Origin of the sequence: Cellulomonas sp. Root485 (assembly GCF_001426705.1) — a bacterium.
In the GTDB taxonomy this organism is placed as follows: domain Bacteria; phylum Actinomycetota; class Actinomycetes; order Actinomycetales; family Cellulomonadaceae; genus Cellulomonas.
Map to the genome: position 1 here is coordinate 901,504 of NZ_LMFC01000002.1, position 26,172 is coordinate 927,675.

A 26,172-nucleotide genomic window follows, 5' to 3' on the forward strand; every position below is an offset into this window, starting at 1 on the left:
GCACGCTCAGGGCTCGACGTCCCCCAGCGACTCCGTCAGGTGCACGGTCCCGTCGGCCAGCGTGTACTCGAGCCCGATGATCGCCACCCGCCCCTCGGCGACCGACTCCGCGAGGGAGCGCGAGTACCCCTGGATCATCTGCACGGTGTGCCGCACGTGCTCGTGGCCGAGGACCGCGGGGTCGAGCGTGTCCAGCGCACCCAGGCCGCCGCCGCCCAGGTTGACGATGCTCGGGATGACCCGGTCGACGATCGCGCGCACGAAGCCCGTGGGCAGCTCGCCCGTCGTGAGGGCCGTGGTCGCCGCGGCGACCGCGCCGCAGCTGTCGTGACCGAGGACGACGACCAGTGACGCCCCCAGGACGTCGACGCCGTACTCGATCGACCCGACGACCGTGGTGTCGAGCACGTGGCCGGCGGTGCGGACCACGAACACGTCACCGAGCCCCTGGTCGAAGATGATCTCGGCGGCCACCCGGGAGTCCGAGCAGCCGAAGATCACCGCGAACGGGTACTGCGCGACGCTCAGCTCGGACCGGTGGTCGACCCCCTGCGACGGGTGGAGCATCTCGCCGCGGACGAACCGCTCGTTCCCCTCGCGCAGCGCGGACCAGGCTTCGGCAGGTGTGGTGGGGCGTGGCACGGCGTCATCGTCGCAGGTCGGGACGCGGTTGGGGAGACCGGCTCAACGTGCGAGAAATGCTGCCAGCGGTGGCGCGCATGGGCCGAACGGGTGTAGCCCTTGGGTGTGAGGCGTCGAAGCCTCGGTTCGGAGGTGCTCCGTGCGACGACGCACACGGGCGCTCGCCCTCGTGCTGGGGGTGGGGCTCGTCGCTCCGTTGGCAGCCTGTGCAGGATCCGGGTCCGGGACACCCGTCCTCACCTGGTACATCAACCCGGACGACGGTGGCCAGGCCGAGATCGCCAAGCAGTGCACGGAGGCTGCGGCCGGTCAGTACATCATCGAGACGTCCGTCCTGCCGCGCGACGCCAGCGCCCAGCGCGAGCAGCTGGCCCGACGGCTGGCCGCCAAGGACTCGTCGATCGACATCATGAGTCTCGACCCGCCGTTCATCCCGGAGATGGCCGAGCCCGGTTTCCTGGCCCCGGTGCCGGACGACGTGGCGCAGCGGGTGACGGAGAACGTCGTGGCCGGTGCGCTGGCCGGGGCGACGTGGGGCGACAAGCTCGTGACCGTCCCGTTCTGGGCGAACACGCAGCTGCTCTGGTACCGCAAGTCCGTGGCGAAGGCGGCAGGGCTGGATCCGGCCGCGGCGCCGGTGACGTGGGACCAGATCATGACCGCGTCCCAGGACCAGGACAAGTACCTCGCCGTCCAGGGCACCAAGGCCGAGTCGCTGACCGTGTGGATCAACGCGCTCATCGCCTCCGCCGGCGGCACGATCATCGAGAACCCCGAGGCTCCGGCCGACGAGGTCACTCTCGGGCTGGACAGCCCGGCGGGTGAGGCCGCCGCGACGATCATCGGCACGATCGGCAAGGAGAACCTCGGCGGGCCCGCCCTGCCGACGGAGGACGAAGGGGCGTCGCTGGCAATCTTCCAGGGCGACAAGGGCTCCTTCATGGTCAACTGGCCGTTCGTCTGGTCCGCCACCAAGGCGGGCGTCGAGGACGGCACGTTCGACCAGGCGCTCCTCGACGACATCGGCTGGGCGCTGTACCCGCAGGTGACCGCCGACCAGCCGACCGCTCCGCCCTACGGCGGGATCAACCTCGGCATCGGGGCCTTCAGCAACTACGTCGACCTCTCCTACGCGGCCGCCGAGTGCATCGTGACCCCCGAGCACCAGGCGCAGTACTTCGCGACGAACGGCAACCCGCCGTCCAACACCGAGGCGTACGACGACCCCGCGGTCACCGAGGCGTTCCCGATGGCGGACGTCATCCGGGAGTCGCTCGAGCTGGCCGTGCCGCGGCCGCAGACGCCGTACTACAACGAGGTGTCCACCGGCCTGCAGCAGACGTGGCACCCGCCGAGCGCGGTGACCCCGGAGGTCACGCCGGCCGAGTCGAGCGACCTGATCACCGCCGTGCTTCGAGGGGAGCAGCTGCTATGACCACGGTCGCCGACAAGAGGCCGGACCTGCGCGACGCAGCAGCGAAGGCCGGCCGCAGCGACCGTGCGAGGTCCGAGGCCCGACTCGGCTGGCTGCTCGCCGGACCGGCGTTCGTCGTCATGCTCGCCGTCACGCTCTACCCGATCCTGCAGGCCTTCTACGACTCGCTCTTCCACTTCCGGCTCACCGCCCCGGACGACAAGAGCTGGGCCGGTCTGAGCAACTACGCGGTCGTGCTGACCGACCCGCTCTTCTGGCAGGCGCTCGGCGTCACCGTCTTCATCACCGTCGTGACCGTCGTGGTCGAGCTGCTCCTCGGCTTCGCGCTCGCGCTCGTCATGCACCGCGCGATCAAGCAGCTCCGCGGTCTGCTCCGCACGGCGATCCTGGTGCCGTACGGGATCATCACGGTGGTCTCGGCATTCGCCTGGTTCTACGCGTTCGACATCAACTCCGGGTACATCAACCACTGGTTCGCCTGGGTGCCCGGGATCAGCACGGACCTCAACTGGTTCGCCCAGCAGGGCACCAGCCTCTTCGTCATCATCCTGTCGGAGATCTGGAAGACCACGCCGTTCATCTCCCTCCTCCTGCTCGCCGGCCTCTCACAGGTGCCGACCGAGCTGGAGGAGGCCGCGGAGGTCGACGGTGCCACGTGGTGGCAGCGCCTGACGCGGGTGGTCCTGCCGAACATGAAGGCCGCGATCATGGTGGCGGTCCTGTTCCGGGCCCTCGACGCGTTCCGGATCTTCGACAACGTGTTCATCATGACCAACGGGGCCAACGGCACCGAGGTGCTGTCGCTGCTCGCCTACCGGACGTCGATCGGGCGGCTCGAGATCGGCCTCGGCTCCGCGATCTCCGTGCTGCTCTTCCTGTGCGTGATCGGCATCTGCTGGGTCGCGGTGAAGCTCTTCAAGGTCGATCTGGCCGGCGGCGCGAGGGGGGCGGGCTGATGAAGCAGCTGTCGACGAGGGCGAAGTGGGCCTGGGCCCTCATCACGATCTTCGTCATCTCCTACGCGCTCTTCCCGATCGTCTCGATCTTCGCGACGTCGTTCAAGCTGCCGTCCCAGCTCAACCTCGGGCTGTTCTGGCCGAAGACCTGGTCGACCGTCAACTACGAGGAGATCCTCGCGCCGGGCGGGTCCGCCCAGACGCTGTTCCTGTCCTCGCTGCGCAACTCGATCGGCATCTGCCTGATCGCCACGGCCATCGCGGTCGTCCTGGCCACGCTCGCGGCGTACGCCATCGCCCGTCTCGACTTCCCCGGCAAGCGGCTCGTCCTCCTGACCGCCCTGGGGGTGTCGATCTTCCCCGTCATCTCGATCGTCACGCCGCTGTTCAACCTGTGGCGCAACATCGGCCTCTACGACACCTGGCTCGGGCTGATCATCCCGTACCTGTCGCTGACGCTGCCGATCTCCATCTGGACGCTCGCGGCCTTCTTCCGGCAGATCCCGTGGGAGCTCGAGCAGGCCGCCCAGGTGGACGGGGCGACCACGTGGCAGGCCTTCCGCAAGGCGATCGTGCCGCTCGCCGCACCGGGCGTGTTCACCACCGCGCTGATCGCGTTCTTCATCGCGTGGAACGACTTCGTCTACGGCATCTCGCTCACGTCCACCGACCGCGCCCGTCCCGTCCCGGCCGCGCTGGCGTTCTTCACCGGCGCCTCGCAGTTCGAGGAGCCGACGGGGTCCATCTCTGCCGCCGCCATCATCGTGACCATCCCGGTGGTCATCCTCGTCCTGCTCTTCCAACGCCAGATCGTGTCCGGCCTGACCCAGGGCGCCGTCAAGGGCTGACCACGAAGGAGATCCGATGGCCGCCATCACTCTCAAGGACATCGTCAAGCAGTACGGCGACGGCTTCCTCGCCGTGAAGGGCGTCAGCCTGGACATCGCCGACGGCGAGTTCGTCATCCTCGTCGGCCCGTCCGGCTGCGGGAAGTCGACGCTGCTGCGCATGATCGTCGGCCTCGAGGACATCACCGCGGGCGAGCTGACCATCGGCGGGACCCGCGTCAACGACAAGGCGCCGCGCGACCGCAAGCTCGCCATGGTGTTCCAGAACTACGCCCTCTACCCCCACCTGACGGTGTTCGAGAACATCGCCTTCCCGCTGCGCCTGCAGAAGGGGCAGTTCACCGAGCAGCAGATCACCGAGAAGGTCGAGTTCGCCGCCAAGACCCTCGAGCTGCAGGACCACCTGCAGCGCAAGCCTGCGAACCTGTCCGGCGGGCAGCGGCAGCGCGTCGCGATGGGCCGCGCGATCGTCCGGGAGGCGCAGGCCTTCCTCTTCGACGAGCCCCTGTCCAACCTCGACGCCAAGCTGCGCGGCCAGATGCGCACCGAGATCGCCCGCATGCAGCGTCGCCTCGGCACGACGACCGTCTACGTCACGCACGACCAGACCGAGGCCATGACCCTGGGCGACCGCGTCGCGGTGCTCCGCAAGGGCGAGCTCCAGCAGGTCGCCAGCCCGCGTGGCCTCTACGAGCAGCCCGTGAACCTCTTCGTCGCCGGCTTCATCGGCTCCCCGCCGATGAACTTCCTGCCGGGGGAGGTCGACGGGTCGACGATGCACCTGCCGTTCGCCGACGTCCCGATCTCCGCCGACCTCGCGTCCAAGCTCGGCGGCAAGAACCTCGTCATCGTCGGCATCCGCCCGGAGCACTTCGAGGACGCCAACCTGCTGGAGGAGTCCAAGGTGTCGTCCGGCGTGACGTTCACCGCGCCCGTGGACGTCAGCGAGTGGCTCGGCTCGGAGCTCTACGCCTACATCCCGTTCGAGACGAACCCGAACGTCGCGCAGACCCTCGAGGAGCTCGACCGCGACCTCGACGGCGAGGGTCTGCGCACCCAGCTCATCGTCACGCTCGGGTCCGAGACGAAGGTCCGCGACGGCGACGACGCGAACCTCTGGTTCGACCCCGCCCGCATGATGGTGTTCGACCCCGAGACCGGCGAGAACCTCACCTGGGACGCGGAGAGCGCGAAGACGATCGACCAGGAGAACGAGGCCGACCGCAAGGCGTCGCTCGAGCGGGCGCAGGCACGCGAGAAGGCCAACGCCTGACGTTCGCTCCGGATCGTCCGCTCAGTCGAGCTCGGCCGAGCGCGGCGGGTTCGCGCCTGCGCGCGACACCGTGATCGCGGCGATACGCGCACACCGCTCCAGGACGCCCTCCACCGTGGCGGCGTCGACGTCCGCCAGCGCCTGCCGACGGTCCGCCCCGAGCAGCCCGGCCGACCAGAGCCCGTCGATCAGCCCGCCCATGAACGAGTCCCCGGCACCGACGGTGTCCGCGACCTGCACCTTCGGGGCCGCCACCGACATCCGCGCCCCCGCGGACGTGCTCGCGAACGCCCCCTCACCGCCGTGCGTGACGACGACGAGCGACGGCCCGGACCGGCTCCACTCCTCGGCGATCTCCGCCGGCGCGACACCCGGGTGCAGCCACGCGAGGTCCTCGTCGCTGACCTTCACGACGTCCGCCAGCCGGACCAGCGCGTCGACGACGGGCAGGGCGTGCGCGGGCGAGCCCATGAGCACGGGCCGCAGGTTGGGGTCGTAGGTGATGGTCGACGTCGCGCGGCTGCGCGCCACGATCGTCGCGACCGCGGCGCCGCCGGGCTGCAGCACCGTCGCGATCGAGCCTGTGTGCACGACGAGGGGGTGGCCGGGCTCCTCGTCCCACGTCTCGGGCAGGTCCCACTCGAGGTCGAACTCGTACGACGCGGTCCCCTCGGCGTCGAGGTGCGCGGTCGCCACGGGGGTGCGCACCGCCGAGCGGTTGCCCTGCAGGACGTTGACGCCCGAACCGCGCAGGTGCCGGCGCACCAGGTCGCCGTCCGTGTCCTGACCGAGCCACGTCAGCAGGTCCACGCGGCGCCCGAGACGGCCGAGCCCGAGCGCGACGTTGGCGGGGCTGCCGCCGGGGTGCTGCGCGCGGCTGCCGTCCGGGCGTGTGACCACGTCGATGAGCGCCTCGCCGATGACGAGGGCCCGGTCTGCGGTCTGCGTGGTCATCGGATCTCCTCGTCGTCGTCGGTCGTGTCCGTCGTCCGGGCCGCGGTGTCCCGCACGGCACTGAGTCGCTCGCGTGCCCCGTCCAGCCACTCCTGGCACCGCGTCGCCAGCGCCTCGCCGCGCTCCCAGAGCGCGAGCGACTCCTCGAGCGTCGCTGCCCCGGCCTCCAGCCGGGCGACGACCGTGACGAGCTCGTCGCGGGCCTCCTCGTACCCGAGGGCGGCGACGTCCGCGTTCGGGTCCGAGGACGCGGGCGGAGAGGACTGGGACGGCTTCGGCACGGGGACAGTCAACCAGGACGAGCCCACACCGTCGGCCGGCGTCCGCGCGCTCGGCCGCGCGTGCCGTGATGCCTGCGACACCCGCACGCTCGGTACGGTCGCCGGTGCGGGCACACCGTCGTGACGTCGGGAGGGCGGCATGAGACTGACATCGCACGACGGGACCGCCGCCGAGCTGCGCCTGCTCGGCTACGAGCGCCCTGCGCCACCGCAGGGGCGCGAGGACTGGGATGCGAACTGGCTCTACCTCGCCGGGCGCTTCACGCTGCCCGACGGACGGTCCTGGACGTTCCGGGACGCGTGCCTGACCACGTGGGAGGCGCGTGAGCTGGGGGCGTGGTTCCGCCGGGTGGTGTCCGGTGTCGAGCCCGCCGCCGGGGACGCTCGGGTCCGCGGGTTCACGGAGCCGAGCCTCGCGGTCAGCCTGGCGCGTCGGACGGACGGCGTCGTGACCGTCCGCGTGCACCTGGCGGTCGAGGCCCGACCGCCGTGGCTCGACGAGGACGTCGACGAGCACGTGCTGGAGCTGTCGATGGGCCTCGCCGAGCTTGCGCGCGCAGCGGACGCCTGGGACGAGGAGATCGCGGCGTTCCCCGAGCGCTGAGCCGTGCTCCGCGACCCGGGGCTGGGGACATCGACCAGTCCGCGCCCGCCTCAGCCCGTCGTGACCGTCGCGGCCAGCTCCCCGCGGGCGACCCGGATCCGCAACCGCTCGTCGGGCGCGACGTCGTCCGGGTCGCGGACCACGTGCCCGTCGGCGCCCTGCACCACGGCGTAGCCGCGGTCGAGCGTGGCGGCAGGCGACAGCGCCCGGACCTGAGCGGCGAGCCCGGCCACCTCGGCGCGGCCGTGCACGAGCGCGGTGTGCAGCGACCGGCGCGCACTCTCGCGCAGGGCGTCGACGCGGTGCTCGTGCACGTCCACCAGCGTCGTCGGGTTGGCCAGCACCGGCCGGCTGCGCCAGTGGTCGAGCCCGCTCTGCTCCCGGGTCAGGCGGTGCGTGAGTGCAGCCCGGGCACGCAGCCGCGCCTGGGTCAGCCGCGAGCGCTCCTCGCTGACGTCCGGCACGATCCGCTTGGCGGCGTCGGTCGGCGTCGAGGCGCGGAAGTCCGCGACCAGGTCCAGCAGCGGCGTGTCGAGGTGGTGCCCGATCGCGCTGACCAGGGGCGTCCGGCAGGCGGCCGCCGCACGCACCAGGGACTCGTTGCTGAACGGCAGCAGGTCCTCGAACGACCCACCGCCGCGCGCGACCACGATCACGTCGACGCGCGGGTCCCGGTCCAGCTCCGCGATGGCCGCGCTGACCTCGGGCACCGCCCGCGGTCCCTGCACGGTCACGCGGCGGATCTCGAACTGCACCGCCGACCACCGGGCACGCGCGTTGGAGACCACGTCGTGCTCGGCGTCTCCCTGCTGGGCGACGATCAGCCCGACGACCGCCGGCAGGAACGGCAGCGCACGCTTGCGCGACGGCTCGAACAGCCCCTCGGCGCCGAGCACGCCCTTGAGGTGCTCGATCCGCGCGAGCAGCTCACCCAGCCCGACCAGCCGCACGTCGTCGGCGGCGAACGTCAGGGTCCCCTTCTTGGCGTGGAACTGCGGTCGGGCGTGCACGACGAGGTGCGCGCCGTCCGCGAGCTTGTCCGCGAGCTTGTCGATGGCGAACGCCGGGGCCGTGACCGACAGCGACATGTCGAGGTCGGTGTCGCGCAGAGTCAGGAAGTAGAGGGTGTTCCACTTCTTCAGGTTCAGCACCTGCCCCTCGACCCACACCGGCGGCATCTTCGCGATGTAGTCGGCGATCTTCGGGGCCAGGTGCCGCACCGGCCACGGGCGGTCGGGGGTGGTGTCTGCCGCGCGCAGCGGGGGAGGGCCGGCCGTCGCCGGGGTGCTCAGGGGGCCGGTGCTCACGCGCCCAGCCTGCCTCATGGCACCGACATCTCCGGCCGCGCCGCATGTGACCGGGCCGTGCGGGTCGGGTGCAGGTCACACCTGCTGGGCGCCTCCGAGCCGGGCCGACGCGGCCCGCCGATCTAGACTCGGACCGTGACCTCCCCGACCGTCTCCGCCTCCGGCACGCCCTCCGGCACGCCCGCCACCGGCAAGCGCGTCCTGCTGGCCGCCCCCCGCGGCTACTGCGCGGGCGTCGACCGCGCGGTCATCGCCGTCGAGAAGGCGCTCGAGCACTACGGCGCCCCCGTGTACGTGCGCAAGGAGATCGTGCACAACCGGTACGTCGTCGAGACCCTCGCCGCCCGGGGTGCCGTGTTCGTGGACGAGACCGACGAGGTGCCCGAGGGCGCCCACGTCGTCTTCTCCGCGCACGGCGTCTCGCCCGCGGTCCACGCGCAGGCGGCGGCGCGGAACCTCCAGACCATCGACGCGACCTGCCCGCTGGTCACCAAGGTCCACAAGGAAGCCGTGCGGTTCGCGTCCGAGGACTACGACATCCTCCTCATCGGGCACGACGGCCACGAGGAGGTCGAGGGCACGTACGGCGAGGCGCCCGACCACATCCAGGTGGTGAACTCGCCGGACGCCGTGGCCGACGTCGTCGTCCGAGACCCCGACCGGCTCATCTGGATCTCGCAGACCACGCTCTCCGTCGACGAGACCATGGACACGGTCCGTCGACTGCGCGAGCGCTTCCCCAACCTGCAGGACCCGCCCAGCGACGACATCTGCTACGCCACCCAGAACCGCCAGGTGGCCGTCAAGAAGCTGGCGCCGGAGTGCGACCTGGTCATCACGGTCGGCTCGGCGAACTCGTCCAACTCCGTCCGGCTGGTCGAGGTCGCCCTGGACGCCGGTGCCCGGACGTCCTACCGCGTCGACCAGGCCTCCGAGATCGACCTCGCGTGGCTCGACGGCGTCACCACCGTCGGCGTCACGTCGGGCGCATCAGTCCCGGAGATCCTGGTCAAGGACGTCCTCGCCCTGCTCGCCGAGCACGGCTTCGGCGACGTCCAGGAGGTCCGCACCGCGACCGAGGACCTCATGTTCTCGCTGCCCCGCGAGCTGCGCGCCGACCTCAAGGCCGCCGGCAAGGCCCCGGCCGTCCCGCGCCGCGAGGGCCGCACGTCGCTGGACGTCCAGACCGCCTGACCGGGAGCAGCCCGCCGCGTGACCACAGCGGCGTCGTGCCCCCCGGTCGAGCGGCGTCGCGAACCCAGCCCTGAGTGTCGCCGAGCGTGCCCGCGCCGCCACTCATGCCCTGTTCGCGACCGCGCCCCGTCTGTCCCCGCCGAACCCGACAGGGGTGCCGCCCTCCGGCCCTGAACGCCCTCCATGTCGGGTTCGACGCGCGCTGTGCGCCGGGGGTGTCAGGCCGTCGACGCGTCCGGGGGTTGCGCCGCGCGCTCGGCGCGCAGGGCGCGGTCGTCGCGGTCGGCGCGGCCGTCGAACATGACGATCAGCTCGTCGGCCGACGCCACCAGCTCCGGGGCGCTGACCGCGGACAGCTGCGGGTTCACGGGGGCGGGGGTCTCCAGGCCGCCGTCGACGACGTGCAGGTCCGCGAACCGGCGGGCGCTGACCAGGACCCGGGTCTCCAGGGACGACACCGTCTGGTTGTAGGCGCCGGCCGCCGAGTCGATGGCGCGGCCCAGCTTGGCCAGGTGCGCGCCCATGGTCGCGAGGCGGCCGTGCAGCTCCTTGCCGAGCGACAGGACTGCCTGCGCGTTGCTGGCCAGGGCGTCCTGCCGCCACGCGTACGACACGGTGCGCAGCAGGGCGAGCAGGGTGGTCGGCGTCGCGATGACGACGTTGCGCTCGAACGCGTACTCGATCAGCAGCGGGTCCTGCTCGGCGGCGGCGTGCAGGAACGACTCGGCGGGCACGAACATCACGACGAACTCCGGTGCCGGGGCGAACTGGTCCCAGTACCGCTTGCCCGCCAGGTCGTCGACGTGCGCGCGGACGTGCCGGGCGTGCGCCGCGAGCCGCTCGGCGCGGACGCGCTCGTCGGTGGCCTGCGCGGCGTCGAGGAACCCGAGGAACGCGACCTTGGCGTCGACCACGACGTTCTTGCCTCCCGCGAGCTTGATCACCATGTCCGGCCGGAGCAGCCCGTCGTCGGTGCGCACCTGGTCCTGCTCGACGAAGTCGACGTGCGCGAGCATCCCGGCGGCCTCGACGACCCGCTTGAGCTGCAGCTCGCCCCACTTCCCGCGCACCTGCGACGAGCGCAGCGCGGTGACCAGCTGGGCCGTCTCGCCGCGCAGGTGCTCGGAGGCCAGGTGCATCGCGCGCACCTGCTCACCGAGCGCGGCCTGACCGGCGGCGCGCGCCTGCTCGGCGGTCGACAGCTCGACGCGCACCTGGTCGAGCGTGCGGGACAGCGGCTCGACCATCGCGCGCACGGCCTGCTCGCGCTGTGCGAGCTCCCCGACCTGCGTCTGGTGGTCGGCGGCGAACCGCTGGTGCGCGAGCGCGAGGAACTGGTCGCTGCTCGTCGCCAGGGCGTCGGCGGCGAGCGCCCGGAACTGGTCGGCCAGCCGGTCGGAGTCCGCGAGCCGGGCCTGCGCCCCGTGCCGCTCGGCCTCGAGCAGCGCTTGCGCGCGCGCGGCCTCGAGGTCGGCGGCGCGCAGCCGGGACGACGCGAGCATCCAGCCCACGAGCCCCCCGACGACGGCGCCGATCGCGAGTCCCAGCAGCAGTCCTGTGTCCATGCGTGCAGGCTCCCAGCAGCCACCGACACGCCGTGGCATCCCACGCCATCGGCGTGCCCCGCGCATCCCCGCGGCATCCTGGTGACATCCCACCGGAGGATGAGGCACGGCGGGTCGGCGACGCCTACGGTGGTCCGATGTCGAACGCACCCGCCCTCGAGCTGCGCGGACTGTGGCGCAAGTTCGGGGACAAGATCGCCGTCTCGGGCATCGACCTCGTCGTCCCCGCCGGCTCGTTCTACGGTCTGGTCGGCCCGAACGGTGCCGGCAAGACGACGACGCTGTCGATGGCGACAGGCCTGCTGCAGCCCGACTTCGGCACGGTGCTCGTGCACGGGCACGACCTGTGGGCGTCCCCGATCGAGGTCAAGGCCATGCTCGGCGTGCTGCCCGACGGCGTCCGCCTCTTCGACCGCCTCACGGGCGAGCAGCTCATCACCTACGCCGGGCTGCTGCAGGGGCTCGACCGCGAGACCGTCGCCGCGCGCGCCACGGACCTGCTGGCCGCCCTGGACCTGACCGCCGACGCGACGAAGCTCGTCGTCGAGTACTCCGCGGGGATGACGAAGAAGGTCGCACTCGCGTGCGCTCTGGTCCACGCCCCTCGGCTGCTCGTGCTGGACGAGCCGTTCGAGGCGGTCGACCCGGTGTCCGCGGCGAACATCCGCGACATCCTGCGCTCCTACGTCGGCTCGGGCGGCACCGTGATCGTGTCGTCGCACGTCATGGACCTGGTCCAGCGGATGTGCGACCACGTCGCGGTGATCGCGGCGGGACACGTGCTCGCAGCCGGCACCATCGACGAGGTCCGCGGTGGCGGCAGCCTCGAGGACCGCTTCGTCGACCTCGTGGGTGGCCGCGTGAGCGGGGAGGGTCTGGCGTGGTTGCGCACCTCGTCCGCCTGAAGCTCACGCTGCTGCGCAACGCGCTGCGGCGCAGCCCGTGGCAGGTGGTCGGGCTCGTCGTCGCCTCGCTGTACGGGCTGGGCGCCCTCGTGCTCGTCGTGGCGTCGATGGCCGTGCTCAGCGTGCAGGAGCCCGACATCCGAGGACTCGTCACCGTGCTCGTCGGGTCGGTGCTCGTCCTCGGCTGGTGGGTGGTGCCCCTGATCGCGTTCGGGCTGGACTCGACCGTCGACCCGGCGCGGTTCGTCACGTTCGCCATCCCGCGGCGCTCCCTGCTGACGGGTCTGGCGATCGCCGGAGTGATCGGGGTGCCCGGCCTGGTCACGGTCGGCGCGGCGCTCTCGATGGCGGGCGTGTGGTGGCGGACCCCCGCGGCCCTCGTCGTCGGGGTCCTCTGCGCGGCGCTCGCGGTGGCGACGTGCGTGATCGGTGCGCGGGCGACGACCTCGGCCGCCTCCACCCTGGTCACGGGCCGGCGCTTCCGGGAGGTGATGGCGGCTGTCGCCGTGCTGCCGATCATCGTCATCGGACCGGTCATCGGTCGGGTGACCTCGGGCACCACGATCACCGAGGACCTGCTCCGCCAGGTGGCGGAGGTCCTGTCGTGGACCCCGTTCGGGGCGTCGTGGGCGGTCCCCGGGGACGTCGCCGACGGTCAGTGGGGTCTGGCGGCGGCGCGCTTCGGGATCGCCGTCGTGACCCTCGCCGTCGTGGCTCTCGTCTGGGACCGGGCGCTCGCGCACGCGCTGGTCAACCCGGCCCACCAGAAGGTCTCGTCCAAGGGTCGAGGGCTCGGCTGGTTCGACCGTCTGCCCGCCACGCCGCTGGGCGCGGTCACCGCGCGGTGCCTCACGTACTGGGCGCGGGACCCGCGGTACGCGCTCGCGGTGGCCGTTGTACCAGTGCTGGCCATCGTGCTGTACATCGTGAACCCGGGCGGTGACACGGTCCTGCTCATCGGCCCCATCGCCGCCTATCTGATGGGCTGGGGCATCTCCGCAGACGTCGCCTACGACGGCACAGCGTTCTGGACGCACGTGGCCGCGCCGCTGCGGGGCACCGCGGACCGGTTGGGCCGCGTGATCGCCGCCGGGGCGATCGCGGTGCCCGCAGTCACGATCCTCGTGGTCGGCTCCGCGCTGATCGCACGCCAGCCGCACACCGTCCCCGCGCTGCTCGGGCTGTCGTTCGGGGTGCTGCTCACGTCGCTGGGCGGCTCCAGCATCCTGTCCGCGCTCGTCGTCTACCCCGTCCAGCTCCCGGGCGAGAGCCCGTTCCAGACGAAGCAGGGCGCGTCGACGGCCTCGGTCGTCTCGCAGCTGGTCGGCTGGCTGGCCGTCATGGCGCTGTGCCTGCCCGAGATGATCCTCGCGCTCATGGCCGTCCGGGGCGGGTCGGTGGCGCTCGGGTGGGTGACGCTCGTCGTCGGCCTCGTGCTCGGCTCGACGCTCCTGGCGATCGGGGTGCGCGTCGGCGGGCGGACGCTCGACCGAACCGGTCCCAGCCTGCTGAGCAAGATCGTGGCGTTCGCCTGACGGGAGGCCCCCGTAGACTTCCCCGACGTGGCACTCACCATCGGCATCGTCGGCCTGCCCAACGTCGGCAAGTCCACCCTCTTCAACGCGCTGACCCGCGCACAGGTCCTCGCAGCGAACTACCCGTTCGCGACGATCGAGCCCAACGTCGGCGTCGTCCCGCTGCCCGACCCTCGGCTGGAGACCCTCGCGGAGCTGTTCGGCTCCGAGCGGATCCTGCCCGCGACCGTGTCGTTCGTCGACATCGCCGGCATCGTCAAGGGCGCCAGCGAGGGTGAGGGTCTGGGCAACAAGTTCCTCGCCAACATCCGCGAGGCCGACGCGATCTGCCAGGTCACCCGCGTGTTCGCCGACCCCGACGTCGTGCACGTCTCCGGCGCGGTGAACCCGAAGGACGACATCGAGATCATCGCCACCGAGCTGATCCTCGCGGACCTGCAGACCCTCGAGAAGGCGATCCCGCGCCTCGAGAAGGAGGTGCGGGCCAAGAAGGCCGACGCCGGCCTGCTCGCGGCGGCCCAGGAGGCGTTCGCGATCCTCGAGACCGGCCAGACGCTCGCGGCCAGCGGAAAGAAGATCGAGCACCTCGACGAGCTGCAGCTCATGACGAGCAAGCCGTTCATCTACGTCTTCAACACCGACGACGCCGGCCTGGCCGACACCGCGATGCAGGACGAGCTCCGCGCGCTCGTCGCCCCCGCCGACGCCATCTTCCTCGACGCCAAGTTCGAGTCCGAGCTGGTCGAGCTGGAGCCCGACGAGGCGCGCGAGATGCTCGCCGACAACGGCCAGGAGGAGGCCGGGCTGGACCAGCTGGCACGCGTCGGCTTCCACACGCTCGGACTGCAGTCGTACCTGACCGCCGGCCCGAAGGAGTCCCGCGCCTGGACGATCCACCGCGGCTGGACCGCCCCGCAGGCCGCCGGCGTCATCCACACGGACTTCCAGAAGGGCTTCATCAAGGCCGAGGTCATCTCGTTCGACGACCTCGTCGCCGCCGGCTCCGTCGCCGCCGCCCGCGCCGCCGGCAAGGCCCGCATCGAGGGCAAGGACTACGTGATGGCCGACGGCGACGTCGTGGAGTTCAGGTTCAACGTCTGACCAGGCGTGCACGGCGCATCCGATGACAAGCCTGCTCGCTCGGCTCAAGGGCACCGAGCTGGCTCAGGTGTGGTTCGTCAGGGACTACCTCCAGTTGATCTTCGAGAGCGATGGGGATCACTGGTCCTTGCAGTGCTGGGTGTGGCCGCGCGTCGTCGTCGACAGCGTCGAGACTGCATTCGGTGCCTCGGCGTACCGGGATCTGCTCTGCGGGCTCATCGGCGAGGAGGTCGTCTCGACGTCCTCAGACAGAGGCCTCACCGTCCAGTTCGGCGCGTCGGCACTCGTCCTGGATTCCTCTCCGGATGAGCCGGAGGGTCCCGAGATTGCGATGCTCCACGTCCATGGTGGACAGGGCGAATCGATGGTGTGGGTGCCGGGTGGGGAGTCGTTCCAGCACCTGGCGTGAAGCGACGTGGTGGAGTTGCGCCACCGGAGACATCTGGAGCCAGGCATGGACAGCGACTGGACGCTGCAGTCATTGACGCTCGACGAAGCCTTCCGGGCGGCGTACTTCATGATCGATCAGTACGTCGCGCTGGAGTCCAGCCCTGACGTAGGCCTGGTCCTCCTCCACCAGTACATGAAGTCCGATCCCGCTCGATGGGATGACTGGACCGCCTCGGTGCGACGCGCGCTCTCGAACGAGAGCGCGCACCAGGACTGGCTCCACGACTGAGCACCGGGGACGACGGGTCTCGCTGATGTTGAACGGCTACGCAATGCCGTGGAGTTCCGCTTCAACATGTGACGCCGTCCGGAAGGCCTGCGCGCCGAGCGGGTGAACCTCTGTCGGTTGTCCCGGGGTGCCCCGGTTCGGGCGGGTGACTTCCGTCCGGCGCCGCACCGACCGGACCCGCCGTGACGTGGGCGCCGTACGCTCGCAGACATGAACCAGGCCGAGGATCTCGCCAGTGTGGAACGCCTGTACGCAACGCTCGAGACGAGCGCGCTCCTGGCGCTCCTGCCCCTGATCGACACGCTCTCGGAGCGGGTTCGTCAGGAGATCGAGCGCATCGGCGGGCCCATCACGTCCATCTCGGAGGCGCAGAAGCACGCCGCCCTGTTCGAGTCCGTCACGGCGGGTCTCACGGGCCTCGCGAACCAGTGGCCGGGCAGCGACGCCTTCCAGGAGATGCAGGCGCAAGTGGACGCGGACAAGGCCAAGCTGCAGGCCAGAGCCGAGTCGGCCCGTGCGTTCGAGGCCGAGGCCCTGGACAGGACGTTCGTGTACTCGATCAACCTGCACCAGCGCCGGCAGCTCGCGATCTTCGAGCTCGAGCGACGCGGCGTCCTGCCGACGTGGTTCAGCGCGTAGGTCGCTGGGGGGACCCGGGCGACCGAGAAGGCAGCTCTCCAGGACGCCGCACCGTGCGCGACGGGCCTTTCCAAGCTGCGCGATCGCGGTTTACGGTGCCAAGTACTCGGACGTCGAGCGGGCAAGGAAGGCCGGTCGAGCGTTCGGCGACGTGGCGCCTCGGGAGCACCTGATGGAAACCCTGCACGGATCGTGGGCCCGCACCCTGCGTGGCTTCATCGTCGCGACAGTGGTCGCACTCTTCCTCGCAGCCGGTGGTGTCAGCCCGGCCTCCGCAGGCCCTCCGGGCCACGCCGGCAGAGGGATACCGACGAGCAAGATCTCGGTCCAGCTGTGGACGTTCGCGGAGTACATCGGCTTCGGCACGGACGCCGCCACCATCGCTCGGACCGAAGAGGTGTTCAGCCGACTCCGGGAGATGGGCTACCGGAACGTCGAGCCGTTCACGTTGAGCGGCCTGAGTGCCGAGCAGTACCGCGCCCTTCTCGACAAGTACAGGCTCAAGGCCTCCGCGCGGCACGTCGACGTCGGGACGCCGCAGAACCCGGCCGACCTCGACCAGATCCTGCGGGACAACCGGACGCTGGGGATCACGTTCTTCGGCTCCGGGGCGACGCCGATCTTCCCGCCGATCTACACCACCGAGGCGGAGTGGGTCGCGTACGCCGACTACCTCGACGGGCTCGGCGCCGTCGCCCGCCGGCACGGCCAGACCCTGATGGTGCACAACCACGACATCGAGTTCGAGACGGTCTTCGGCGACCGGACCGTATTCGACATCCTCATGGCCAACACGGAACCGAAGAACGTCGTGTTCCAGCTCGACCTCTACTGGGCGACCAACGGCGGTGGCATCGACAACCCGCTCGACGTGATCGAGCGGTACGGCAACCGGATCAAGCTGTTCCACGTGAAGGACATGGCTGCCGGCCCGTTCCCCGGTCGGATCGAGATCGTCGGCGAGGGGATCATCGACTTCCCGTCGATCTTCCGAGCCGCCGGTGGCAGCACGAAGTACTACGTCGTCGAGCACGACCCGCGCTTCGGAGACCCGACGTTCGACCCCTTCGAAGCCGCCCAGGTGGGCTTCGACTACCTCGACCAGGTGACGTTCTGAGGCGGCTCTCGCGGTGACGAAGCCGCCGGCTGCGCACGCGACTGCAGGCCAGCTGACTGCTAGGGGCGCTCCCGGAGGAGCCGGTGCTCGTCGGTTGACGGGTCGTAGGCGAGCACCGCGGACTCGGAGCCGCCACCCTCGTGCATGAGCACGACGGGCTTCCCGGTCGAGCGCCCCACGAGGGCGATCACCGCGAGGACGGCGTCCGTCGAGTGCTGGTCGACGAGCTCGCGCAGGTCGATGTCGAAGGCGACGTAGCCCCAGCTCGGGAAGAAGTTCACCTGGACGGTGGGCAGCGGGTGGACGGCCAGGGTCGGGTTCTCGTCCGTGTCGGGGGCTGCCGCGACATCCGGTGAGGTCGGCCATCCTGATCGCCCGAGCGCGTCGAGGACGGCGGGCCAGTCGTCGGCCGTCGACCCGACCGCCTCGGCATCGGGCAGGTGGCCGGTGTCCGGTCCGAAGGCTTCGACGAGGTCCGCGTGCGACGGGGTGCTCACGCGCTGCAGCATGCCATCGGACGCGAGACGGGAACCGGCTCCGCCACCCGATCGGCCGAAGGTGCCGGTGCGCCTCCGTCGACCGGCCGGTGCCGGACGGGCTCGTCGGCCGATGTGACGGGTGCGGGCGCGTCGGGACGATCGACGGGCGCCGCCGACCGTCGGCGCCTGATCCCTGGAGGCTCCGATGATGTCGCATGCCCTGTCTCGTCTCGGGCGCGTGGCCGCCCGCCGTCCGTGGGTGGTGATCGGCTCGTGGGTGCTGCTGGCCGTGGTCGTCGTGGGAGCGTCGAGCACCGCCGGCACGGAGCTGGAGGACTCGTTCCGGGTGCCGGGGCTCGACTCGCAGATCGCGAACGACCTGCTCGCGGAGGCGGGGTCGGACCAGGCGGGTCCGACGGCGCAGGTCGTCGTCACCCCCGCTGACGAGGGCGTCACGTTCTTCGACTCGGCTGTCGCGCGCGACGCCCTCGCGGAGCTCCAGTCCGCGGCCCAGGAGACACCCAACGTGCTGAGCACCACCGACCCGGCCGGTGCGCTCGCGGCGGGGACGGGAACGGACGGGCTGGTGTCGCCCGACGGCCGGGTCGCGCTGCTGCGGGTGCAGTACCCGCTGATCGAGGACCTGTCGGTCGCGGACCTGGACCGGCTCAAGGAGCTGGGCGCGGGGGTCGACGCGTCGGTCCTGCGGGTCGAGATGGGCGGCGACCTGTTCTTCGCGTTCGAGGACACGACGGCCGGACCGGGGGAGCTGGTCGGGGTGGTGGCGGCGCTCGTGATCCTCTTCGTGGCGTTCGGCTCGCTGGTCGCGGCGATGATCCCGGTGGGCATGGCGGTGCTCGGTCTCGCGGTCGGGCTGGGAGTCATGCCGTTGCTCGGGCACCTGGTCGAGATCCCCAGCTACGCGCCGGTGCTGGGTGCGATGGTCGGGCTCGGGGTGGGTATCGACTACGCGCTGTTCGTGATGACGCGGCACCGCGACTACCTGAGCCGGGGGATGAGCGTCGAGGACTCGGTGAGCCGCGCACTGGCGACGGCGGGTCAGCCGGTGGTGTTCGCCGGGGGGATCGTGGTGGTGTCGATCCTCGGTCTGGCGGTGGCGGGGGTCCCGTTCATGACGGCCGGCGGCATCGCGATCGCCGTGGTGGTCCTGCTCATGGTCGCCGCCTCGGTCACCCTCCTGCCGGCGCTGCTCGGCCTGGTCGGGCGCCACGTGGTCGGTCGCCGTCGGATCGCCCAGGAGGGGCCGGGCTGGCAGCGGTGGGTCCGGCACGTGACCCGCCACCCGGGCGTCTACGCGGTGGGCGTGACGGCGCTCCTGCTCGCGCTGGCGGCGCCGGTGACGGCGCTGCGCGTCGGCATCCCCGACGACGGCGCGCTCCCGGCGGACTGGACGCAGCGGCAGGCGTACGACCTGCTTGCGGACGGCTTCGGACCCGGATCGAATGGCCCGCTGATCATCGCGGTCGAGGTCAACGGCGACGACGGCGCGGTCGAGGCGCTGACGGCCGCCGTCGCCGCCGACCCGGGGATCGCGTCGGTCGCCCCGGCGTCCGTCGACGACACCGCGGGCATCGCGACGATCGTCGCCGTCCCGAGCACCGGACCCCAGGAGCGGGCGACCACCGAGACGGTCGAACGGCTGCGGGCGGAGGTCTTCCCGGTGTCGCTCGACGGGAGCGCTGCCCGTGCGCACGTGGGCGGGCAGACCGCGAACTTCGCCGACGTCGGCGTCCGCGTGAACGACCGGCTGCCCGCCTTCATCGGCGCGGTCCTCCTCCTGTCGTTCGTGCTCCTGATGCTCGTGTTCCGCTCGGTGCTCGTCCCGCTGAAGGCCGTGCTGCTGAACCTGCTGAGCATCGGCGCGTCGTACGGCGTGATGGTGATGGTGTTCCAGTGGGGCTGGGGCGCGGACCTCATCGGCCTGGAGTCGACCGTGCCGATCGTGTCCTTCATCCCCATGTTCATGTTCGCGATCCTCTTCGGGCTGTCCATGGACTACGAGGTGTTCCTGCTGTCGAGGGTCCGCGAGGAGCGCGCCGCCTCGGGGTCCGACGACGAGTCCGTCGTGCACGGGATCGCCCGCACCGGCCGCGTCATCACGTCGGCGGCGCTCATCATGGTCTCCGTCTTCATGGCGTTCGTGCTGGGCGAGGACGCGGCGACCAAGATGTTCGGGGTCGGGCTGGCGACGGCGGTCCTCATCGACGCGACGCTCGTCCGGCTCGTGCTGGTCCCGGCGACCATGAAGCTGCTCGGTTCCGCGAACTGGTGGCTGCCGGGCTGGCTGGACCGCCTGCTCCCGCGGGTCGAGCTCGAGGTGGACGTGCCGGAGCCGGAGCGCGAGCTGGTCCGGGTGTGACTCCTCGACTCAGACCGGAGCCAGCAGGTCGGGCCCGATCTCGTCGACGGACCGCACCCCGGACAGCGCCATCGTCAGGTCGAGCTCCGCCCAGACGTGCTGCATGACGGCGCGAGCGCCCTCGGCGCCGGCGAGGGCCAGGCCGTAGACCCACGGTCGGCCGACGAGCACGGCCGTCGCGCCGAGGGCGATCGCGGTGACCACGTCGGCACCGCTGCGGATGCCGCTGTCGAACAGCACGGGGATCCGGCCGTCGACCACCTCGACGACCGCGGGCAGGGCGTCGAGCGAGCCGATCGCCCCGTCGACCTGCCGCCCACCGTGGTTGGACACGACGATCCCGTCGACGCCGTGCTCGAGCGCGAGCGCGGCGTCGCCGGGGTGCTGGATGCCCTTGAGCACGATCGGCAGGGACGTCCGCTCACGCAGCCGTGCCAGGTCGGTCCACGTGAGCGACGACCGCGAGAACACGTCCAGGAAGGTCTCGACGGCGGCGCGGGGGAGCGGCGACCGGAGGTTGTCGCGCGTCCGGCCGGGGTAGTGGCGGGCCATCGAGTGCAGGGCGCGCACGGCCGACGGCGTCGGGCGCGGCGACGGCCCGGCAGAGGGCTCCCGCGCCTCGACCAGGCGACGGAAGGCCGGGTCGCTCGTGTACTGCGCGATGCCCTCGCCGCGCGCGAACGGCAGGTACGCGAGGTCGAGGTCGTGGGTGCGCCAGCCGAGCACGTGCGTGTCGAGGGTGACGACGAGCGCGTCGCTGCCGATCGCCTCCGCGCGCGACACGAAGGAGTCGACGACGTCGTCGTCCTTGCTCCAGTAGAGCTGGAACCAGCGCGGCGCCTCGCCGAGGGTCCGGGCGACGTCCTCCATCGGGACGGACGCCTGCGACGAGATCACCATCGGCAGGTCCAGCGCCCGAGCGGCGCGGGCGACGGCGTGGTCGGCGTCCCGGTGCGCCAGCTCGAGCACCCCGATGGGGGCGAACAGCAGCGGGGCGGGCAACCGGCGCCCGAACAGCCGGACCGACGTGTCGCGATGCTCGACGTCGACGAGCGTGCGCGGCACGATCCGGCGCCGGTCGAACGCGTCCCGGTTGGCCTGGACGGTGCGCTGCCGGCCGGCGCCGCCCGCCACGTAGGCCCAGGCGACCTCGCTCATCCGTGCACGTGCGGCGGCTTCGAGCGCCGAGGGCTCGACAGGGACGACCGGCCGCCGGCCGAACACCCCCGCCCGGTAGATGCGGGACTGGACCGCGCGGCCGACGGCGTCGTTGCTCACGTGTCGCAGTCTGGCACTGCGCGACGCAGCGGCCGGTGGTTGCCTGGACCGCATGGGTGTGACCGACGAGCTGATGGCGATCGAACGGGAGCTCGCGCTCGGGCGCGGCGACGTGTACGCGCGGGTCCTCCACGACGACGCGGTGGTGGTCGTCCCGGGTGCCGTGCTCACCAGGGCGCAGTGCGTCGCCGCGATGGACGAGTCGCCCGGCTGGGACGACGTCGACCTCGGCGCACCGCAGCTGGTCGAGTCCGGGACCACGGCGACGGTCGTCTACGACTTCACGGGCGCCCGCGGGCGCGATACCTACCGCGCGACGCTCGCGTCGACCTACACGCGGGACGGTGCCGGCACCTGGCGTCTGCTGCTCCACCAGCAGACGCCACAGGAACGGCCCTCGGCCCACGCGCTGCCGGGTCCGACGCAGCTCAACCTCGTCGTCTCCGACGTCGCTCGCGCCGGAGAGTTCTACCGCGACCTCGGCTGGGACGTCGGCGAGCCCGTCGACCCGCACGCCGAGATCCGGTTCGAGGGGCTGAGCGTCGAGCTGGACGAGCACCGGTCGGTCGCCTTCTGGAACAGCGGCAGCCCGGACGACGACGCGGCGGCGACGGTCCTGTCGATCCACCTGGGCAGCCGCGAGGAGGTCGACGCCGTGTGGACGCGGATGACGGGCCTCGGGTACGAGTCCCGGCAGCGGCCGTTCGACGCGTTCTTCGGCTCGCGGTTCGCCGTGCTCGCGGACCCGGACGGGCACCAGATCGGTCTGCTGAGCCCGAGGTCCGACGCGCACCGCTCGGATCCGCCGCAGCCCGCACCGCGGTGAGCCGAGCCGCCGGCCCCGGTCCGCAGACCGGGGCCGGCCGGTCGTCAGCGCGTGACCGAGCGGCGACCGCCGACGCGGATCCAGATCAGCAGCACGATGATCGCGCCGATGATCGACCCGATGAGCCCGGCCGGCTGCAGGAAGCCGTCGGACGCGTCGTTGCGGAACAGCAGGTAGCCGAGGAACCCGCCGACGAACGACCCGATGATCCCGATGACGATCGTCATGGCGATGGACAGGTCCTGCTTGCCGGGGACGATGAGGCGCGCGAGCAGCCCGGCGACGAGCCCGACGATGATGATGGTGACGATGAGTCCCAGCATGGTGGTGCCTCCTCTGGAGTGGTTGTCGCTCCCTACAACACCACCCCTAGGGCGGGTGCAGTACACCCCTAGGGGGGTCTATCGTCGCCGTATGCCCGCACCGATCACCGTGGCCCTGGTGGACGACTACGACGTCGTGGTGATGGGCGTGGCCAAGATCCTCGACCAGTACCGGGACCGCGTCGTGGTGGCCGAGATCGACACGAACACCCCGGTCAGCGACGCCGTCGACATCGTGCTCTACGACGCGTTCGCGCAGCCGGAGTCCGACCAGCAGGAGATCGGGGTGCTGCTGCGCAACCCGGCTGCGCGTCGCGTGGTCGTGTTCACCTGGAACTTCCACCCCGAGCTCGTGGCCAGCGCCCGGGAGCAGGGCGTGCGCGGGTACCTGTCCAAGGCGCTGCCGGCGCGCGAGCTCGTCGCGGCCCTCGAGGCGGTCCACGCCGGCGAGGTCGTGGTCAGCGAGGTCCCGGGCCGCGCCCGCCCGGCCAACGGCCTGGACTGGCCGGGGCGCGACGAGGGCCTGACGGACCGCGAGTCGGAGGTCCTCGCCCTGATCACGCAGGGTCTGAGCAACGCCGAGGTGGCCGCGCACACCTACCTCAGCCCGAACACGGTCAAGTCCTACATCCGGTCGGTCTACCGCAAGATCGGTGTCGAGAGCCGCACGAAGGCGGTGCTGTGGGGTGTCGACCACGGGTTCGTCCCCGACCACCGCCGCATCGACCACTGGCGCGGGGGACCGTAAAGGCGGAGACGACACGCACGGGTCGGACCTAGCGTCCCGGCATGGCCGACGACGGATTCGAGGTTCCCCGCCTCGCGCAGCTCTACGACCCCCTCGACCCCGACCGCGGCGACCTCGACGTGTACGCGGCGATCGTCGACGAGCTCGGCGCCCGTAGCGTGCTCGACGTCGGCTGCGGCACCGGGACGTTCGCGCTGCTGCTCGCAGCCCGCGGGCTGGACGTGACCGGGGTGGACCCGGCGGCGGCGTCGCTGGACGTGGCCCGGGGCAAGCCCGGAGCCGACGCCGTCCGGTGGGTGCACGGTGACGCGACGACTGTGGGGGAGCTGGGCGTCGAGGTCGCGACGATGACCGGGAACGTCGCCCAGGTCTTCCTGACCGACGAGGCGTGGACGGCCACTCTCGACGCCCTCCACGCTGCGCTGTCCCCGGGCGGTCACCTCGTGTTCGAGACGCGTCGTCCAGAGCGCGAGGCGTGGCGCGAGTGGACCCGCGAGGCGACCCACGAGGTCTCGGTCGTCGACGGGGTCGGCCAGGTGGAGACGTGGACCGAGGTGACTGAGGTCCGCGGAGAGCTCGTCACGTTCCGGTCGACGTGGGTGTTCGCGTCGGACGGTGCCGTGCTGACCTCCGACTCGACCTTGCGGTTCCGGGACCGGCGCACGATCGAGTCGTCGCTGGTCAGCGCCGGGTTCGGCGTCCTCGACGTGCGCGAGGCCCCGGACCGTCCCGGCCGGGAGCTGGTGTTCGTGGCCCGCCGTCAGCCGTAGACCCGGGCCCGGTGGGCGGCGAACTGGCGCCGGCCCACCAGCCGCCACAGCACGCGGGCAGGTGCCGGCAGGTTGGTCCGCAGCCAGCCTGCGCGCTGGTCGGCGGGGACGACCTCCAGGATCCAGCCGAGCTGGAGGAAGAGGCGGTCCTTCGGGACCGACGCCATGCCGTGCTCGTGCAGCAGGTTCCACTCCCGCTGCGACATCACCGTGGACGCCGTCGGCAGGATCTGCGTCTCCTCCTGGCCGAGGTGCGCCAGGAGGGTGTCCCGCACGTCGTCGAGCAGCGAGGCCACGGCGTCACGCTCGGTGCCGCCGGCCGACTCCTCCCACGCGTCCAGGAGGCCGTCGAGCCGCTCCAGCTGCGCGGCCGTGGCGGCGTGCTGGGACCGCATCAGGCCGACGTGGAGCGCGCAGGCCGGCGCTCGCTTCTCGAGGGTGTCCCAGAGCAGCAGGTCCTCGCCCTCGTGGTGGTGATGGAGCGCCCCGGCGACCTCCCGGACATGGTCGGCGACGGCGAGCATCCGAGCGGTGTCGCCGTCGGCGACCCCACGGACCAGGACCGGGGCGTCCGTGAAGGCGCGACGGAACAGCGCGTGGATCGTGAGCATGTCGGACGTGTCGCAGCCGAGCTTCTCGGTGCTGGTGACGGCGGTCATCGTGCGTCCCTCTCTCGTGGGCGGATCGGTCAGTGCGTCACCAGTAAAACCAGTACGCTGGTGATGACTATGGTGGCGAGCCGCTGACGACGTCAAGGGAGGTGTCCATGCCGGACCAGCTGCTGCAGTGGGTCGAGCTCGGGAGCGAGCCGGGCGTCGCCCCCGGACCGCTCGAGCGCGTGCGCGCGCTCCTCAACACCGACGACCGGTTCCACGGCACGGACCACCTGGCTGACGGCCCCGCCGGTCTGGTGGCGTTCCGCGACGCCGTGCGCCGCTACCTCACGACCGGCGACGCGGCCGGTCTCGACGCGCTCGCGGCCGCCCACCCGCTCGTCGTCGCGTTCGGTGCGGGCGCTGCGACCCTGGAGCCCGCGGGCGGCGACGCCGTCGTCGCCGGGCTGCTCGCCGACGTGCACCGGTCCCACGCCGCGGGGGAGTGGACCCGCCTCAAGGCGTGCGCGAACCCCGACTGCCAGTGGGTGTACTACGACGGCTCACGCAACCGCTCCGGGCGATGGTGCTCGATGAACGAGTGCGGCGACGTGATGAAGGCCCGCGCCTACCGCCGGCGGGCCCGTCAGGCCTGAGGGCTCACGAAGGCGTACATGTCCATGTCGCGGCGCTCGTCGCCGACCTTCTGCCACGAGCGCAGGAGCCCCTCGCGCACGAAGCCCGCGCTGGTCGCGGTCCGCGCCGACGCCACGTTCCACGGCTCGACGTACAGCTCGATTCGGTCGATGCCGCGCACGGTGACCGCCCACCGGACCAGGGTGCGCAGGGCGTCCCCGGCGAGCCCGCGGCCGCGGTGCGAGCGGGCGATCCAGTACCCCGCGGCCGCGCGGCCGAGGTCGATGTCGCGCAGCCCGAGGTAGAGGTGCCCGACGGCGAGGTCGGTGGCACGATCGGCGACGGCGAACGCGTATCCCGCGCCGGTCGTCAGGCGGTCGGCCTGTCGGGCGAGGTAGGCCAGGCACGCGTCGTCGTCGCCGAACGCCGGCACCGAGGTGATCAGAGGGATCAGCGGGTCGGTCGTCGCCTCGCGGACCAGCGGGAGGTCGGCGCGGGAGAAGGCGCGCAGCCTGACGGCGTCCCCGACGAGCGTCGGCAGGACCAGCGGGGTGCTCACGCCCGGTCCAGGCGGAACACCCGCAGCTCTCGGTCGGTGCGGCCGGCGTAGTCCGCGTACGCGGGCCAGACGGCCAGCAGCGCGGGAAGCAGTCGGGCGCGTTCGTCCGCGTCGGCGAGCGTCGCGACGACCGGCGTGGTGGCGCCCGCGATGGTGACGGTCGCGTGCGGGTCGGCGAGGAGGTTGCCCGACCAGGCGGGGTGGCGGTCCTGCCCCCAGTTGGACCCGATGAGCACCCAGCTGTCGCCGTCGACCGCGTACAGCAGGACGGCCTCGCGAGGCTGCCCGGACGTCCTCCCGGTCGTCGTGAGGACGAGGTGGGGGAGTGTCGGCCTGCCGAGGATGCTGAGCCGGCCGCGGCTCGCCTTGTGCAGCCGTCGGTCGAGCTGGGACGTCGCTCGGCCGATCCGGGCGAACCAGCGGGTGCGCCCGACCCTGCGGACGATTGCGGTGAAGCCCATCGAAGGAGTGTCCCCGACCCAGGACCCTGGACGGACGACAGACGCGCAGGTGGGGCGGTATGTCCGGCGGCCGAGCGCGTTGCT

29 protein-coding genes are annotated in these 26,172 nt (G+C 71.7%); 18 read left to right on the forward strand and 11 right to left on the reverse strand.

Annotation, left to right across the window (positions count from 1 at the left end):
• Positions 1-6: 6 nt before the first annotated feature.
• The gene (locus ASD16_RS12715) at positions 7-642 is read right to left on the reverse strand and encodes a carbonic anhydrase (RefSeq protein ID WP_055917627.1); all 636 of its coding nucleotides are present in this window, start codon (positions 640-642) and stop codon (positions 7-9) included.
• 139 nt (positions 643-781) lie between these two features.
• On the opposite strand from ASD16_RS12715, the gene ASD16_RS12720 reads away from it, so the two are divergent.
• From ASD16_RS12720 to ASD16_RS12735, 4 genes are read left to right on the forward strand one after another with little or no spacing between them, the layout of a single operon-like run.
• Positions 782-2,077 carry an extracellular solute-binding protein gene (locus ASD16_RS12720; protein ID WP_055917630.1) on the forward strand — a complete coding sequence of 432 codons (1,296 nt, stop codon included), beginning with the start codon at positions 782-784 and terminating at the stop codon, positions 2,075-2,077.
• Positions 2,074-3,033 (forward strand): carbohydrate ABC transporter permease, encoded by a 960-nt coding sequence (locus tag ASD16_RS12725; RefSeq protein WP_055917633.1) that lies wholly within the window; start codon positions 2,074-2,076, stop codon positions 3,031-3,033. The genes ASD16_RS12720 and ASD16_RS12725 overlap by 4 nt, the downstream gene beginning before the upstream one ends.
• On the forward strand, positions 3,033-3,881 hold the full coding sequence (locus tag ASD16_RS12730; RefSeq protein ID WP_055917635.1) for a carbohydrate ABC transporter permease: 849 nt from the start codon (positions 3,033-3,035) through the stop codon (positions 3,879-3,881). The genes ASD16_RS12725 and ASD16_RS12730 overlap by 1 nt, the downstream gene beginning before the upstream one ends.
• 16 nt (positions 3,882-3,897) lie before the next feature.
• Positions 3,898-5,154, forward strand: coding sequence for an ABC transporter ATP-binding protein (locus ASD16_RS12735; protein WP_055917639.1), 1,257 nt, complete (start codon positions 3,898-3,900; stop codon positions 5,152-5,154).
• A gap of 21 nt (positions 5,155-5,175) precedes the next feature.
• Here the strand turns inward: ASD16_RS12735 and ASD16_RS12740 are convergent, their stop codons facing one another.
• Positions 5,176-6,108: a carbohydrate kinase gene (locus ASD16_RS12740; RefSeq protein WP_055917642.1), complete on the reverse strand. Its 933-nt coding sequence runs from the start codon at positions 6,106-6,108 to the stop codon at positions 5,176-5,178.
• On the reverse strand, positions 6,105-6,389 hold the full coding sequence (locus ASD16_RS12745) for an exodeoxyribonuclease VII small subunit (protein WP_055917645.1): 285 nt from the start codon (positions 6,387-6,389) through the stop codon (positions 6,105-6,107). Before ASD16_RS12745 ends, ASD16_RS12740 begins: the two co-directional genes overlap by 4 nt.
• Before the next feature lie 139 nt (positions 6,390-6,528).
• Here ASD16_RS12745 and ASD16_RS12750 point away from each other — a divergent pair, with 139 nt between their 5' ends.
• Positions 6,529-6,993, forward strand: a complete 465-nt coding sequence (locus ASD16_RS12750) for a hypothetical protein (protein ID WP_055917648.1) — start codon at positions 6,529-6,531, stop codon at positions 6,991-6,993.
• Between the two features lie 50 nt (positions 6,994-7,043).
• Here the strand turns inward: ASD16_RS12750 and xseA are convergent, their stop codons facing one another.
• Positions 7,044-8,300 carry an exodeoxyribonuclease VII large subunit gene (gene xseA, locus ASD16_RS12755; protein WP_055917651.1) on the reverse strand — a complete coding sequence of 419 codons (1,257 nt, stop codon included), beginning with the start codon at positions 8,298-8,300 and terminating at the stop codon, positions 7,044-7,046.
• Positions 8,301-8,435: 135 nt separating this feature from the next.
• Here xseA and ASD16_RS12760 point away from each other — a divergent pair, with 135 nt between their 5' ends.
• The gene (locus ASD16_RS12760) at positions 8,436-9,494 is read left to right on the forward strand and encodes a 4-hydroxy-3-methylbut-2-enyl diphosphate reductase (protein ID WP_055917653.1); all 1,059 of its coding nucleotides are present in this window, start codon (positions 8,436-8,438) and stop codon (positions 9,492-9,494) included.
• Positions 9,495-9,712: 218 nt separating this feature from the next.
• Here the strand turns inward: ASD16_RS12760 and rmuC are convergent, their stop codons facing one another.
• A complete protein-coding gene (gene rmuC, locus ASD16_RS12765; protein ID WP_055917656.1) occupies positions 9,713-11,059 on the reverse strand; it encodes a DNA recombination protein RmuC in 1,347 nt (448 codons plus the stop codon).
• A 137-nt stretch (positions 11,060-11,196) separates the two neighbouring features.
• Between rmuC and ASD16_RS12770 the strand changes: the two genes are divergently transcribed.
• The 7 genes from ASD16_RS12770 to ASD16_RS12800 all read left to right on the forward strand — a co-directional run bounded on the left by ASD16_RS12770 (position 11,197) and on the right by ASD16_RS12800 (position 17,035).
• Entirely contained in the window at positions 11,197-11,964 is a 768-nt protein-coding gene (locus ASD16_RS12770) for an ABC transporter ATP-binding protein (protein ID WP_055917659.1), read from the forward strand.
• Positions 11,940-13,499, forward strand: coding sequence for a hypothetical protein (locus tag ASD16_RS12775; protein ID WP_055917662.1), 1,560 nt, complete (start codon positions 11,940-11,942; stop codon positions 13,497-13,499). The genes ASD16_RS12770 and ASD16_RS12775 overlap by 25 nt, the downstream gene beginning before the upstream one ends.
• 27 nt (positions 13,500-13,526) lie before the next feature.
• Positions 13,527-14,600 (forward strand): redox-regulated ATPase YchF, encoded by a 1,074-nt coding sequence (ychF, locus tag ASD16_RS12780; RefSeq protein ID WP_055917665.1) that lies wholly within the window; start codon positions 13,527-13,529, stop codon positions 14,598-14,600.
• 22 nt (positions 14,601-14,622) lie between these two features.
• Entirely contained in the window at positions 14,623-15,009 is a 387-nt protein-coding gene (locus tag ASD16_RS12785; protein ID WP_055917668.1) for a hypothetical protein, read from the forward strand.
• A gap of 45 nt (positions 15,010-15,054) precedes the next feature.
• On the forward strand, positions 15,055-15,279 hold the full coding sequence (locus ASD16_RS12790) for a hypothetical protein (protein WP_055917670.1): 225 nt from the start codon (positions 15,055-15,057) through the stop codon (positions 15,277-15,279).
• Between the two features lie 210 nt (positions 15,280-15,489).
• Positions 15,490-15,918 (forward strand): hypothetical protein, encoded by a 429-nt coding sequence (locus ASD16_RS12795; RefSeq protein WP_055917673.1) that lies wholly within the window; start codon positions 15,490-15,492, stop codon positions 15,916-15,918.
• 172 nt (positions 15,919-16,090) lie between these two features.
• Positions 16,091-17,035: a sugar phosphate isomerase/epimerase gene (locus tag ASD16_RS12800; protein ID WP_055917676.1), complete on the forward strand. Its 945-nt coding sequence runs from the start codon at positions 16,091-16,093 to the stop codon at positions 17,033-17,035.
• A 59-nt stretch (positions 17,036-17,094) separates the two neighbouring features.
• On the opposite strand, the gene ASD16_RS12805 is transcribed toward ASD16_RS12800, so the two are convergent.
• The gene (locus ASD16_RS12805; RefSeq protein ID WP_157453923.1) at positions 17,095-17,532 is read right to left on the reverse strand and encodes a hypothetical protein; all 438 of its coding nucleotides are present in this window, start codon (positions 17,530-17,532) and stop codon (positions 17,095-17,097) included.
• Positions 17,533-17,722: 190 nt separating this feature from the next.
• On the opposite strand from ASD16_RS12805, the gene ASD16_RS12810 reads away from it, so the two are divergent.
• The gene (locus ASD16_RS12810; protein WP_082570873.1) at positions 17,723-19,894 is read left to right on the forward strand and encodes an MMPL family transporter; all 2,172 of its coding nucleotides are present in this window, start codon (positions 17,723-17,725) and stop codon (positions 19,892-19,894) included.
• A gap of 9 nt (positions 19,895-19,903) precedes the next feature.
• Here the strand turns inward: ASD16_RS12810 and ASD16_RS12815 are convergent, their stop codons facing one another.
• Positions 19,904-21,172, reverse strand: coding sequence for a lactate 2-monooxygenase (locus tag ASD16_RS12815; protein WP_055917684.1), 1,269 nt, complete (start codon positions 21,170-21,172; stop codon positions 19,904-19,906).
• A 52-nt stretch (positions 21,173-21,224) separates the two neighbouring features.
• Here ASD16_RS12815 and ASD16_RS12820 point away from each other — a divergent pair, with 52 nt between their 5' ends.
• Positions 21,225-21,998: a VOC family protein gene (locus tag ASD16_RS12820; RefSeq protein WP_055917688.1), complete on the forward strand. Its 774-nt coding sequence runs from the start codon at positions 21,225-21,227 to the stop codon at positions 21,996-21,998.
• A 44-nt stretch (positions 21,999-22,042) separates the two neighbouring features.
• On the opposite strand, the gene ASD16_RS12825 is transcribed toward ASD16_RS12820, so the two are convergent.
• The gene (locus ASD16_RS12825; protein ID WP_055917690.1) at positions 22,043-22,321 is read right to left on the reverse strand and encodes a GlsB/YeaQ/YmgE family stress response membrane protein; all 279 of its coding nucleotides are present in this window, start codon (positions 22,319-22,321) and stop codon (positions 22,043-22,045) included.
• Between the two features lie 91 nt (positions 22,322-22,412).
• On the opposite strand from ASD16_RS12825, the gene ASD16_RS12830 reads away from it, so the two are divergent.
• Both ASD16_RS12830 and ASD16_RS12835 read left to right on the forward strand, forming a co-directional pair.
• Positions 22,413-23,069: a response regulator transcription factor gene (locus tag ASD16_RS12830; protein ID WP_055917694.1), complete on the forward strand. Its 657-nt coding sequence runs from the start codon at positions 22,413-22,415 to the stop codon at positions 23,067-23,069.
• 41 nt (positions 23,070-23,110) lie between these two features.
• Positions 23,111-23,839, forward strand: coding sequence for a bifunctional 2-polyprenyl-6-hydroxyphenol methylase/3-demethylubiquinol 3-O-methyltransferase UbiG (locus ASD16_RS12835; RefSeq protein WP_055917697.1), 729 nt, complete (start codon positions 23,111-23,113; stop codon positions 23,837-23,839).
• On the opposite strand, the gene ASD16_RS12840 is transcribed toward ASD16_RS12835, so the two are convergent.
• Positions 23,830-24,498, reverse strand: a complete 669-nt coding sequence (locus ASD16_RS12840) for a hemerythrin domain-containing protein (protein WP_055917700.1) — start codon at positions 24,496-24,498, stop codon at positions 23,830-23,832. The genes ASD16_RS12835 and ASD16_RS12840 overlap by 10 nt on opposite strands.
• A gap of 107 nt (positions 24,499-24,605) precedes the next feature.
• Here ASD16_RS12840 and ASD16_RS12845 point away from each other — a divergent pair, with 107 nt between their 5' ends.
• On the forward strand, positions 24,606-25,088 hold the full coding sequence (locus ASD16_RS12845) for a CGNR zinc finger domain-containing protein (RefSeq protein WP_157453924.1): 483 nt from the start codon (positions 24,606-24,608) through the stop codon (positions 25,086-25,088).
• On the opposite strand, the gene ASD16_RS12850 is transcribed toward ASD16_RS12845, so the two are convergent.
• Both ASD16_RS12850 and ASD16_RS12855 read right to left on the reverse strand, forming a co-directional pair.
• Positions 25,079-25,627 (reverse strand): GNAT family N-acetyltransferase, encoded by a 549-nt coding sequence (locus ASD16_RS12850; protein WP_055917706.1) that lies wholly within the window; start codon positions 25,625-25,627, stop codon positions 25,079-25,081. The two genes, ASD16_RS12845 and ASD16_RS12850, sit on opposite strands and share 10 nt — an antisense overlap.
• Positions 25,624-26,088 carry a nitroreductase family deazaflavin-dependent oxidoreductase gene (locus ASD16_RS12855; protein ID WP_055917709.1) on the reverse strand — a complete coding sequence of 155 codons (465 nt, stop codon included), beginning with the start codon at positions 26,086-26,088 and terminating at the stop codon, positions 25,624-25,626. The genes ASD16_RS12850 and ASD16_RS12855 overlap by 4 nt, the downstream gene beginning before the upstream one ends.
• Positions 26,089-26,172 lie beyond the last annotated feature (84 nt).

Bases quoted from the DNA above. Each gene is read 5' to 3' on its own strand.
- ASD16_RS12830 (WP_055917694.1), top strand. From the start codon at position 22,413: ATGCCCGCACCGATCACCGTGGCCCTGGTGGACGACTACGACGTCGTG.
- ASD16_RS12750 (WP_055917648.1), top strand. From the start codon at position 6,529: ATGAGACTGACATCGCACGACGGGACCGCCGCCGAGCTGCGCCTGCTC.
- ASD16_RS12795 (WP_055917673.1), top strand. From the start codon at position 15,490: ATGAACCAGGCCGAGGATCTCGCCAGTGTGGAACGCCTGTACGCAACG.
- ASD16_RS12790 (WP_055917670.1), top strand. From the start codon at position 15,055: ATGGACAGCGACTGGACGCTGCAGTCATTGACGCTCGACGAAGCCTTC.
- ASD16_RS12725 (WP_055917633.1), top strand. From the start codon at position 2,074: ATGACCACGGTCGCCGACAAGAGGCCGGACCTGCGCGACGCAGCAGCG.
- ASD16_RS12730 (WP_055917635.1), top strand. From the start codon at position 3,033: ATGAAGCAGCTGTCGACGAGGGCGAAGTGGGCCTGGGCCCTCATCACG.
- ASD16_RS12820 (WP_055917688.1), top strand. From the start codon at position 21,225: ATGGGTGTGACCGACGAGCTGATGGCGATCGAACGGGAGCTCGCGCTC.
- ASD16_RS12770 (WP_055917659.1), top strand. From the start codon at position 11,197: ATGTCGAACGCACCCGCCCTCGAGCTGCGCGGACTGTGGCGCAAGTTC.
- ASD16_RS12800 (WP_055917676.1), top strand. From the start codon at position 16,091: ATGGAAACCCTGCACGGATCGTGGGCCCGCACCCTGCGTGGCTTCATC.
- rmuC (WP_055917656.1), bottom strand. From the start codon at position 11,059: ATGGACACAGGACTGCTGCTGGGACTCGCGATCGGCGCCGTCGTCGGG.
- ASD16_RS12855 (WP_055917709.1), bottom strand. From the start codon at position 26,088: ATGGGCTTCACCGCAATCGTCCGCAGGGTCGGGCGCACCCGCTGGTTC.
- ASD16_RS12735 (WP_055917639.1), top strand. From the start codon at position 3,898: ATGGCCGCCATCACTCTCAAGGACATCGTCAAGCAGTACGGCGACGGC.
- ASD16_RS12835 (WP_055917697.1), top strand. From the start codon at position 23,111: ATGGCCGACGACGGATTCGAGGTTCCCCGCCTCGCGCAGCTCTACGAC.
- ASD16_RS12785 (WP_055917668.1), top strand. From the start codon at position 14,623: ATGACAAGCCTGCTCGCTCGGCTCAAGGGCACCGAGCTGGCTCAGGTG.
- ASD16_RS12840 (WP_055917700.1), bottom strand. From the start codon at position 24,498: ATGACCGCCGTCACCAGCACCGAGAAGCTCGGCTGCGACACGTCCGAC.
- ASD16_RS12825 (WP_055917690.1), bottom strand. From the start codon at position 22,321: ATGCTGGGACTCATCGTCACCATCATCATCGTCGGGCTCGTCGCCGGG.
- ASD16_RS12810 (WP_082570873.1), top strand. From the start codon at position 17,723: ATGTCGCATGCCCTGTCTCGTCTCGGGCGCGTGGCCGCCCGCCGTCCG.
- ASD16_RS12845 (WP_157453924.1), top strand. From the start codon at position 24,606: ATGCCGGACCAGCTGCTGCAGTGGGTCGAGCTCGGGAGCGAGCCGGGC.
- ASD16_RS12740 (WP_055917642.1), bottom strand. From the start codon at position 6,108: ATGACCACGCAGACCGCAGACCGGGCCCTCGTCATCGGCGAGGCGCTC.